The sequence below is a fragment of the Pantoea sp. X-Soil-TKNS-1279 genome (assembly GCF_059730565.1).
This window is the reverse complement of record NZ_AP035950.1, coordinates 253,723-263,381: the sequence shown is the minus strand read 5'-3', so window position 1 is coordinate 263,381 and position 9,659 is coordinate 253,723. Positions and strand designations below refer to the sequence as shown.

12 protein-coding genes and 3 pseudogenes are annotated in these 9,659 nt (G+C 51.5%); 11 read left to right on the top strand and 4 right to left on the bottom strand.

Annotated elements, in window-relative coordinates:
• The first annotated feature begins 631 nt into the window (after positions 1-631).
• From AC6I8N_RS24600 to AC6I8N_RS24590, 3 genes are all read left to right on the top strand, one after another.
• Positions 632-775 carry a hypothetical protein gene (locus AC6I8N_RS24600; RefSeq protein ID WP_497831261.1) on the top strand — a complete coding sequence of 48 codons (144 nt, stop codon included), beginning with the start codon at positions 632-634 and terminating at the stop codon, positions 773-775.
• 840 nt (positions 776-1,615) lie between these two features.
• Positions 1,616-2,146 (top strand): GNAT family N-acetyltransferase, encoded by a 531-nt coding sequence (locus tag AC6I8N_RS24595; protein WP_497831260.1) that lies wholly within the window; start codon positions 1,616-1,618, stop codon positions 2,144-2,146.
• A complete protein-coding gene (locus AC6I8N_RS24590; protein ID WP_497831259.1) occupies positions 2,143-2,565 on the top strand; it encodes an ASCH domain-containing protein in 423 nt (140 codons plus the stop codon). Before AC6I8N_RS24595 ends, AC6I8N_RS24590 begins: the two co-directional genes overlap by 4 nt.
• Here the strand turns inward: AC6I8N_RS24590 and AC6I8N_RS24585 are convergent.
• The 3 genes and pseudogenes from AC6I8N_RS24585 to AC6I8N_RS24575 all read right to left on the bottom strand — a co-directional run bounded on the left by AC6I8N_RS24585 (position 2,557) and on the right by AC6I8N_RS24575 (position 4,384).
• Complete coding sequence (locus AC6I8N_RS24585) at positions 2,557-2,874, bottom strand: ASCH domain-containing protein (protein WP_497831258.1); 318 nt, start codon at positions 2,872-2,874, stop codon at positions 2,557-2,559. The two genes, AC6I8N_RS24590 and AC6I8N_RS24585, sit on opposite strands and share 9 nt — an antisense overlap.
• A 23-nt stretch (positions 2,875-2,897) precedes the next feature.
• Positions 2,898-3,386 carry a DinB family protein gene (locus AC6I8N_RS24580; protein WP_497831257.1) on the bottom strand — a complete coding sequence of 163 codons (489 nt, stop codon included), beginning with the start codon at positions 3,384-3,386 and terminating at the stop codon, positions 2,898-2,900.
• 111 nt (positions 3,387-3,497) lie between these two features.
• Positions 3,498-4,384, bottom strand: a pseudogene (locus AC6I8N_RS24575) (AraC-like ligand-binding domain-containing protein).
• 293 nt (positions 4,385-4,677) lie between these two features.
• Between AC6I8N_RS24575 and oxdA the strand changes: the two are divergent.
• The 8 genes and pseudogenes from oxdA (at position 4,678) to AC6I8N_RS24535 (ending at position 9,302) form a co-directional block, all read left to right on the top strand.
• Complete coding sequence (oxdA, locus tag AC6I8N_RS24570) at positions 4,678-5,724, top strand: aliphatic aldoxime dehydratase (RefSeq protein ID WP_497831256.1); 1,047 nt, start codon at positions 4,678-4,680, stop codon at positions 5,722-5,724.
• A 33-nt stretch (positions 5,725-5,757) separates the two neighbouring features.
• Positions 5,758-6,111 (top strand): hypothetical protein, encoded by a 354-nt coding sequence (locus AC6I8N_RS24565; protein ID WP_497831255.1) that lies wholly within the window; start codon positions 5,758-5,760, stop codon positions 6,109-6,111.
• Positions 6,112-6,144: 33 nt separating this feature from the next.
• Positions 6,145-6,762 (top strand): nitrile hydratase subunit alpha, encoded by a 618-nt coding sequence (nthA, locus tag AC6I8N_RS24560; RefSeq protein WP_497831254.1) that lies wholly within the window; start codon positions 6,145-6,147, stop codon positions 6,760-6,762.
• Between the two features lie 12 nt (positions 6,763-6,774).
• Positions 6,775-7,296, top strand: a pseudogene (locus AC6I8N_RS24555) (nitrile hydratase subunit beta); the annotation flags it as partial.
• Positions 7,297-7,313: 17 nt separating this feature from the next.
• Entirely contained in the window at positions 7,314-7,733 is a 420-nt protein-coding gene (locus AC6I8N_RS24550) for a nitrile hydratase accessory protein (protein ID WP_497831360.1), read from the top strand.
• A gap of 3 nt (positions 7,734-7,736) precedes the next feature.
• Positions 7,737-8,018 (top strand): annotated as a pseudogene (locus tag AC6I8N_RS24545) (CbtA family protein); the annotation flags it as partial.
• A gap of 91 nt (positions 8,019-8,109) precedes the next feature.
• Complete coding sequence (locus AC6I8N_RS24540) at positions 8,110-8,502, top strand: histidine phosphatase family protein (RefSeq protein WP_497831253.1); 393 nt, start codon at positions 8,110-8,112, stop codon at positions 8,500-8,502.
• Between the two features lie 161 nt (positions 8,503-8,663).
• Entirely contained in the window at positions 8,664-9,302 is a 639-nt protein-coding gene (locus AC6I8N_RS24535; RefSeq protein WP_021186321.1) for an NAD(P)H-dependent oxidoreductase, read from the top strand.
• A 52-nt stretch (positions 9,303-9,354) separates the two neighbouring features.
• Here AC6I8N_RS24535 and AC6I8N_RS24530 read toward each other — a convergent pair whose 3' ends face one another.
• Positions 9,355-9,501, bottom strand: a complete 147-nt coding sequence (locus AC6I8N_RS24530) for a hypothetical protein (protein ID WP_497831361.1) — start codon at positions 9,499-9,501, stop codon at positions 9,355-9,357.
• Positions 9,502-9,659: the final 158 nt, after the last annotated feature.

Sequence of the window (9,659 nt, the reverse complement as noted above, 5' to 3'; positions counted from 1 at the left end):
ATAACAATCATATCCCAACATAATTTTATAATTAACTATATGATTTAATTCATTAAAGTTAAAGAATTTCAATTTGAAATTCCCATTTGATCGGTAAAAAAGAGCTTGAGAGTTGGGGTAACCAATGATGATCTGGCTTTGGTATCCGGTCAGTGACATAAATCGCCGTATCTCAATGAGTAACATTCTGTCACCACCCCTGCTCACTCCCTTTCACCTCTTTGTTCTCCTGGAAAGCGCAGCCGTGATGTACATACTAAGTCCCTTTTAAGCAAACAGGAAAATTATGCTGGAGCTGATTGCGAAAAGCTTGAAACACGAATTTCAGTAGCGACAGGACGAGAGAAGAACAAAATCGTAAGTTTTTTGCTTCTTTAAATGACGTCGTTACGTGAAAATTCGGCAGGAAAGACCCCGAAACATTCTCAGAAATGACGTAGCAGCGTCATTAAATTTACATTCATTTGCCATGACTCATTAACTGATTGAATAATCTGCTTTATACAGACGGATAATTCTTTCCCCCTCCCCTCTTCATCGTACGTACCTGGAGCATGGTTGATACATACAACTGAGGCATAACACCTTACGACATAGTCAGCCACTTCGATCACGACGCGCTGGATCAACTGTGGCAGAAGGACTTCAAGGGGCATTTTTCCCGGAACGGAGGACACAGCCACCTGCTGACCTTGCTTATGACCATTCACGGCCCGGTCATCCGCAGATGCAGGGCAAGCTTGAGCGGCTGCATGAAAGGTTGGAAGTATGGTGATACAGCTACGTTATGTGGAACATCGATCTGAAAACCGGGCCGATTTGGATGGGTACACAATATTGAACGGTGTCTACCATGTCCTCAGTACGTATATTCATCAGACGTTGTCAAATCCGGGAAAAGAGCCAATATTGGCAATTTACGCTACCCTTTCTCATCTGGATGAAATGGAATGAGCAGAGTCACTGCGTTGACGCTGTCCTATCCTGGCAGTATCTCCTATGTTCCTATTGCTTCTCGGCAAACGTATTGATGTGTCCTTGAACAGGGTAAAAATACCCTACAAAAAATTAAGCATAACTCATTGTTTAATATCTATTATTTCTGAAAATTTCAAATTGAAATTCCCTGCATTAGTTCAATGAAACGTGAAGGAAACACCCGACACGGGATGTCCGTGGATGTTTTAAGACTGAATGCGCCGTGCCAATTTTGCGCGTTACCACCCGTCAGATTTTGAGGGCATATCAAATCAACTGATGATGTTAGAATCTATTTTTCTCTTTTCATCACTGCAATTCAGATATGCTACCTCAATTCGCTGTAGCATCCTGTCGCTCAAAGCAATTACCACGCCGCCCTGCTGTCATGCATTGCGTTTACCGGAGGAGAATGGTTCAGACACTTACGGCTGTTCGCGATGTTTGGACCCGGTATTAAGGAAACATCTGCGACCTGTCTGGTGACGCGTTAGGGTACTAAACCTGGTGGTCAGTAAGTAACCGTCATATCTCTGAGCGTCATGACAAGCGAGCCGGTCAGTTTTATCCACAGGGTTTTGAGTCAGATATGCACCGTGATTGTGGACAACATTTAAAATGTACAGGGATAACAAGGATGCAATGGGAATCAGAAAGGTTGTTATACAGAAGGTCGACTCCTGACGATGTAGGCGATTTGTTCCGTATTTACGGTGACCCCGAAACGCATAGATTTAATCCGCGCGGTCCGTATCCGAATATTGAATATGCGCGCGCTGTGCTGGAGCGTACCCTGCTTGAATATCAGCAATATGGTTTTGGTGACTGGACCATTTTCGCAAAATCGAATCCTGACAGAGTCATTGGATTTGGTGGTGTGTTTGCCAGTCAATTTAATGGAAGTAATACCAACAATCTGGGGTATCGATTTGAGCCTGATGCCTGGGGGAAAGGTTATGCAACGGAGCTTTCCCTGCGCGCCATTCAGTATGGGTTTGAGGAAGTCGGGCTAGCGGATATTGTGGGTGTGGTTCGCGAGAATCATCTGGCGTCACGTCGGGTGCTGGAAAAGGTCGGCATGACATTTCTGGAGAAAGTGATGGATCCAGAAGGTTTCGCCCCCAGTCTGATGTTTCGTATTACCAGGGAAGAATGGACGAAATTATGATGGCGTCTGAACAAGTCAAAGCAAAGTATCCGGCAGTCACAGCGTGGTCGTTTGGCGATTCTCCGGAGATGATGGATGAGCTGGCGGCATTGGTGGCGAGTGGAAAAAAAACCGCCACCTGTGGGTCAATGGCTGGATGTGCAGAAGATGAATGCTTTCCGGTAATCGGTGCCTATGCCCTGGTGGAGGATAGTCAGGGGCATGCCGTTTGTGTCATACGCGTTACCGCCATCCATCTGCTCCGTTTTGAAGATGTCAGCGCAGAACTGGCAGCAAAAGAGGGCGAGGGAGATCTGAGTCTTGCATACTGGCAAAAGGAACATCAACGTTTCTTCGAACGCGAAGGGACATTCTCAGCCACGATGGAACTGGTCTTCCAGGAATTCGAGGTTGTTGAGCTGATTACTCGTTCAGTCTGATACGGGGGGAAGATGATGGATGACCGACACTATGGAGTCCATCTCAATCCCCGGATAGTGCTCACGCATACCAGCCAGTAACACATCGTCTGGCCACGCCTGGATTTTGCCAAGATGCTGTGCCACGGAGAAGAGTGGCATGGTTTCCACATGCGTCACCCAGACAATGACCATGTCAGAAACATCCTCAGCATTCACATATAACATCGGGCCAGACGTGATTTCACGTTCCTGCCAGCGGATGGTGTGGCGCTTCTTCCCTGAACGCACTTCAGGGAGCAGTCGGGGAACAATTTCAAGGCTCTGCATTGTTTTGACTCTCCCTTCAGTGATCAGTGGTTATGATCCCGTAGAAATACCGTCATGACATCCTTCGGAGGAACGCCACCGCATTCTGATATTAGCCAGCCCACTGCTCCACGGTGATAGGTACCGTGGAAAAGGACGTGGTTAATCATATCGATGGCCTTCATTTCGCCGTCACCGCCGTCAACAAATCTGAAGTTAATGGTCTCGGCAAAATCTGCGTCGTTCATCGCACTGATATGTTCAATATACCAGTCAGTACAGGCGTTCATATTGGCTGCCAGTTCGTCACATGATGGTGTCTCAGGCGTATTCAGCGCGGTATATCCATGTGACTGGCCGGTGATATTGGCGCGAAAAATCATATCGACCACGTAGATGTGGTTCATCAACCTTAGCATCAGATGGCGCTTCTGGCTGTCAGCAGAAGCGTCGAGAGCGAATATTGACTTCAGGGTGGCCGCATCAGCCCACTTCTTATACTTCAATAACGTGACTACCGTGTTTCTGTCCATGACCTTCCCTTATGGTTTTTATGTATCAGCAGGATACGCGCACGATGACGTTCCTGTTGCGAGAAGAGTTATATATGACAAGTTATTGAAAGGGAACTTATACGGTGGATTTTAACCCTGAATATCCTGACGATGCTGTTTCATCACTGAATGCGGGGTAACGCCGAAGGCTTTGCGAAAAGCATGACTGAAGTGAGAGAAGTCAGAGAAACCGTAATTCATCGCCGCCGGTGTTTTCTGATGCCGGGCATAGGCGCGAGTCACAGTGCGCACCGATACATGGTGGGCGAGGGCAATGGTTTCCAGATTCAGAGCTGGATCGGTAAGGTGTCGGCGGATGTAATTTCTGATTTTCGCGTACAAATCACGTTCAACATACTCTTTTTCCGGCGTTTGTAGTTCCAGGCTGAGTACCAGCAGGTCAAGCAGCGTTTGTGAAAAACGCCCGGCCAGATGAGGGGTGCTGAGAAGTTCAGGAGATCGCACTGCCTGGTAGATCATCTCACGTAACGGAATGATGCCAGGACGTGCCTCATCCAGCACAGTGGCTGTCATCGCGTCTGCTCCGGGTAGTTAGCCCCTCAGTAAATGTCTGGGGATACGAATGAGGTGGTTGTTTTGGCCGCCAATGCTGAAACGAAACGTCTGCGCAGCATCGTAAAGCACCAGGTTAGTTGAGCGGAGGTTAGCCTTTCTTCCCCCTGTTCCTGTTGACCGTAGCCGTCCTGAAAACAGCCCAACCATAAGTCATCCTCTGGCCCGGTGCGCAGATGTTTTGCCTTGCGTTCCCAGTAATGCAGGCTGGCACTGAGGGCGCAAATATCAACCAGTCCAACCTCACGTACACCCAGTTCACCATCAAAGGTTCCCGAGAGGGGTTTACCATCAGAGGGGATGCAGTGGCGCAGAATCACATCATTCCAGTACTCAAAGCGCTGTGGTCCTGCAACCAGTGCGGTGGAATAGCGGACATTATCGGGAGCAAATGTACTGTTCACAATCACACCTCATCGTGGCAATTAATTGTCATAACTCATCATTTCTGACTGAAGGCAATAATTGCGCCATAACTACGCAGTATCTTTTAAATCAGTAGGTTACTGCCAGTTAAAAATGGAAGGTGCGCCAGATTAAGGCAATCCTGCACCATTACCATCCCACCAGCGAGTGTTTTACCCCCTGTCCAGAACAACCAGGATGTTGTCCACCACAATCAGGTGAGCCGCCGATTTCTCCTTAATATCGATGATGATTTTTCTTAACAACAATAACGCCTCACCAGGGCGTCATTATGGAATCTGCCATCGACACGCATCTTAAATGTCCCCGCACGCTTTCCCGTCGGGTGCACGACGATTATCAACCGCCTTTCCCGATGTTCGCCGGACGAGCCGACGCCAGCCTGACTCAGGTGGTTATGGCCTATCTGGGCGTGCAGTTTCGTGAAGAACAACGTGCAGCAGCAATCAATGTCATGCAGCAGATGGTGCGTAGTTTCAGCCTGCACAACGGCCCCGCTAATCATGACGTGACCTTTCACACCGATAACCAGGGGGTTGGAAACTTTATTGTTGTCGGTTACTGGCGCGATCCGGCGTCATATTGCCGCTGGCTGCATCAGCCAGAGGTAGCCGATTGGTGGTCATCGGATGATCGTCTGCACGAAGGCCTGGGATATTTTCGCGAGATTATTGCCCCGCGCGCGGAGCCATTCGAGACGCTTTACGCGTTTAAAGAGGGTCTACCCGGTGTTGGTGCAGTGATGGATAACCTCAGTGGCGAAATCCAGGAACATGGTTATTGGGGTTCCGTACGCGACCGCATTCCGGCGTCCCAGACGGACTGGCTGCAACCGGATGGCGAACTCCGAATTCTTTCCGGCAACCCGGCGGTGGGGGGGAGGGTAGTGGTGCAGGGGCATGACAACATCACCCTTATTCGCTCAGGCCAGGACTGGATGGAGGCAGATGAACAGGAGCGAGCGCTGTATTTCACCGAAATGTTGCCACCTCTTCAGGCTGGGATGGAATTTCTGCGTGATGAAGGGCTGGCGCTCGGCTGCTACAGCAATCATTTTGTGCGCAACGTAGACATCGACGGTAACTTGCTGGATGTTGCCTACGATATTGGTTTCTGGCGCTCACTGGATCGACTTGAGCGCTGGGCGGAATCTCATCCCACCCATCTGCGCATCTTCACCACCTTCTTTCGCGTAGTGACCGGACTGCAAAAACTCCGGCTCTATCACGAAGTATCGGTTTCAGATGCGCGCTTTCAGACGTTTGAGTACATCAACTGCCATCCCTGTACCGGGATGCCGCGTGATGCCGTGCGCTGACCCCCTTTGTACGCCATTTTCCGAGGAATGATTATGCCAGGTTTACGCTTTTGCCTGCTGGGTATGCTGTTATCTGCGACATCGGCGTTTGCTGTTGAAGTCGCGCCAGGCGATTACAGCCAGTTCCCCGACGGTACCACGGTTGGTCTGTTGTATTACCAACACGCCACCACCGGCTCGGCCCGCTCTCACGGTGACAAAGTCAGTTCTGATTACAATGTCACGTCCGATATCGGCATGTTGAGGTTATTGCATACCGTGCAAATCACCGAGACGGCAACGCTTGATCCACAGTTTCTGCTGCCGTTCGGTCGACACTACGCGGAAAGCACGATTTATCAGGCCGCTGCTGCATTTGAAGCCAGCGGTGACTGGAAACAGCTGTAAGCAATTAACCCACTGTCATTACGGCGAAACACGATGGCACACGACCATGATCATGAACATACCGAACCCCCGGCGGAGATCGCTTTACGGGTGAAAGCGCTGGAGTCGCTGTTGGTTGAGAAAGGGTTGGTGGACCCGGCGGCAATGGATGCGCTGATTGACACCTATGAACACCGCATCGGTCCACGCAATGGTGCCAGGGTGGTGGCAAAAGCCTGGAGTGATCCTGATTACAAAGCACGTCTGTTGGCTGACGGAGCTCAGCCAATTGCTGAGCTGGGATTTTCTGGCGTGCAGGGCGAAGACATGATGGTGGTTGAGAATACCCCGGAGGTCCACAACGTGACGGGCTGCACGCTCTGTTCCTGCTATCCGTGGCCGACACTGGGTTTGCCTCCGGCATGGTACAAATCCGCGCCTTACCGCGCACGCATTGTTATCGACCCGCGAAGTGTACTGGCTGAGTTCGGGGTGACAATTGGTGCAGATCGCGAAATCCGCGTGTGGGACAGCAGTGCTGAACTGCGTTATCTGGTGCTGCCGGAAAGGCCAGCCGGAACCGAGGGCTGGAGCGAAGATCAACTGGCCGATCTGGAGACGCGAGACGCGATGATTGGCACCAGCGTGGCATTACAACCTGGCAGCAATTAACGGGAGACACCGATGAACGGGATACACGATCTGGGCGGCATGCACGGTAGGGGTGCTGTCATTACCGAACCTGACTAACCGCCTTTCCACCACGAATGGGAGCGCCGGGCTTTCTCGCTATTTGCTTCGTTGTTTGTTGGCGGTCACTTCAACGTCGAGATGTTCAGACATGCGATTGAGCGCATGAACCCGGCGCTGCGTTCAGATATGGTGCAGGCCGTGGTCAATACCGGCGCTTCAGCTCGGGTGAATGAAGAGGTGAGCGCCAGATTTCGTGTTGGTGATCAGGTCAGGGCGAAGAACCTTAACCCTGTCGGTCATACCCGACTGCCACGTTATGTGCGCGGGAAAATCGGCACCATTGAGATTGATCACGGCGTGTTTGTCACACCAGACACGGTAGCGCATGGGCTGGGTGAACATCCGCAACATGTTTACAGCGTTAGGTTTGCCGCCACCGAACTGTGGGGCGCTGATGCGCCACCGAAAGATACGGTACGTATTGATTTGTGGGACGACTATCTGGAGGCCTTAAGAGCAAAGATGTCGCGATCGTTATCCCCGGTCAAGATGCTGACAGCGCGCCTTTTGAACATCCGTGGCAGGCACAGGTGTTCTCGCTGATTGTTCACCTGCATCAGGCGGGAAAGTTCAGCTGGAATACATGGGTGGAGGTCTTCAGCCGAGAAATCAAAGCCGCACCGGCACGGGCGGATGAAAGCATCAACGATGCTTATTACCGCCAGTGGGTGTCTGCGGCTGAGAAGTTGATTTTGTCGCTCGCAATGACCGAAGAAGCAGACATTGCACAACGTGCTTCGGAATGGCGTCAGGCGTATTTGCATACGCCGCACGGCATGCCGGTAGTACTGAGTAACGCCAGTTGCCCGCCCGCGCACAGCCATCAACACCCAACATTGCGAGTGCCGGTGGCGGTTAGCCCGGCCACCCGTACCGCTGAACTTTCATAATTCATGATGCCCGCCATTTGCTGGGTTTCCCCTGCCACTGAGGATAAGTCTATGACCGGAAAACTCCTGTTGCAGGGCATGATGGCCGGGATTCTGGCGGGCATCATCACCTTTGGTTTTGCACATATTTTTGGCGAGCCGCAGGTCGATCGGGCAATTTCTATCGAAGAACAACTTTCTCATCCGCATCTGCCTGCCAGCGCTGAGAAGGGTCATCACCATGATGAGGCTGATGGGGAAGTCTTCAGTCGCCAGACCCAGTCCGGTGCCGGATTGTTGAGCGGGATGATCCTGTTCAGCGCTGCAATGGGGGGCGCGCTGGCGCTGATCTGGTCTTTAGTTCGGGCCTTACAGTCAAATCTGGACTGCGGCGAGTGTGGCGAGCATCCAGACGGCCCAGGCGTTGGGGCTAAGCGGAGAGCAGGTGACCGCGCTGGTGGAACCTGGTTATGGTCGCTGGTCGGGTTTAGCCATCAGGGACGTGATGACACAGGAGCCAGACGTTTTTATGCGCTGGCTCAAAGGCGAGGCACCACCTGATGGGGAATCTCTCCAGCAGTTGATGGCCCGCTGTGAGGGATGGTTGACGCAGTGCGTCGCGCTACGGGGACTGCACTACGCCATCGTGTCTTCAGCCGTGATCCGCGCGATGGTGGTCACTGTCTTGGGCGCGCCACCGCACGCGTTTAACGCCATCGATATTCATCCCTTGAGCGTGACGCAACTGCGCAGCGACGGTAAACGCTGGCATTTGTGCCCTGGCAAGTGACAGGTTGCGCGTCAATATTCTCGCTCTTCTTCGCTGTGCATAGCTCGTTCTGCTTCAGATGAAATGAAGGCGTGCTGTTAACATCAGCGCGTTTTGCAGGTGAGTGCTGCCGGAGCGTGGCTGCTGTTATCTGCTTTCTTCCACATCTAAAGGAAAATATTGTGTCGATCGTTAATGAAAAACTTGCCTGGCGCTATGCGACCAAAAAATTTGATGCCAGCAAAGTGGTGCCTGAGGATAAGCTGGAACGCATTATTGAAGCGGTACGCTTAACCGCCACCTCCAGTGGCTTGCAGCCGTTTGAGCTGTTGGTTGTTACCAATACTGAAATCCGCGAAAAAATTCGTGCGGTTGCCTGGGATCAGGCGCAGGTGACGGATTGTTCTCATGTGCTGGTGTTTGCTGCCTGGGATGACATCACGCCAGAACGCGTCCATATGATGTTTGATCTGACCAATGAAGTCCGTGGCTTCCGTAATGAAGGCTGGGAAAACTATCGTCAGATGTTGCTGGGTATTGTGGGTGAGCGTGGTACTGAAGCAAACTATCAGGCGGCAGCACGTCAGGCGTATATCGCACTGGGTAGCGCCCTGATTGCGGCGGCGTTTGAAGAAGTTGATGCTACACCGATGGAAGGTTTCGACCCGCAAGCCGTGGATGAAATCCTCGGTCTGAAGGAGAAAGGATTACGCAGCGTGATCATTCTGCCGTTGGGCTATCGTGCGGCTGAAGGTGACTGGCTGGTCAACCTGCAAAAAGTTCGTCGCAGCCGCGAAAACTTCGTCACTGAAATCAAGTAAACGAAACCGTAGCGGCACGATAATTCGCGCCGTTACAGATTGGGTTCCGCCATTATGCCGAACGTAAACGCAGGGTGGCGGGAAGTATGACCTGTTTTTCTGCCGTATCCGCGCCACCAGGACATTGCATCAGTCGTCCATTCGCCTCTGGCAACAGATCAACCACGGCGTCTCCCTGACACCAGACTCGTGCTGACATGAAATTTCCTCCATAGAATGAATGGGTGAAAATCAACCAAACCTGTTTGGCAAGGCAATAAAAAATTTTGTCTGAAGTCGGACGCTATAAGGAATTCTGAGGTTCTGCCGATACTCAGTTTAGTAAAAATGGTTGTATTCGTTTCAGCAGGAATCAGG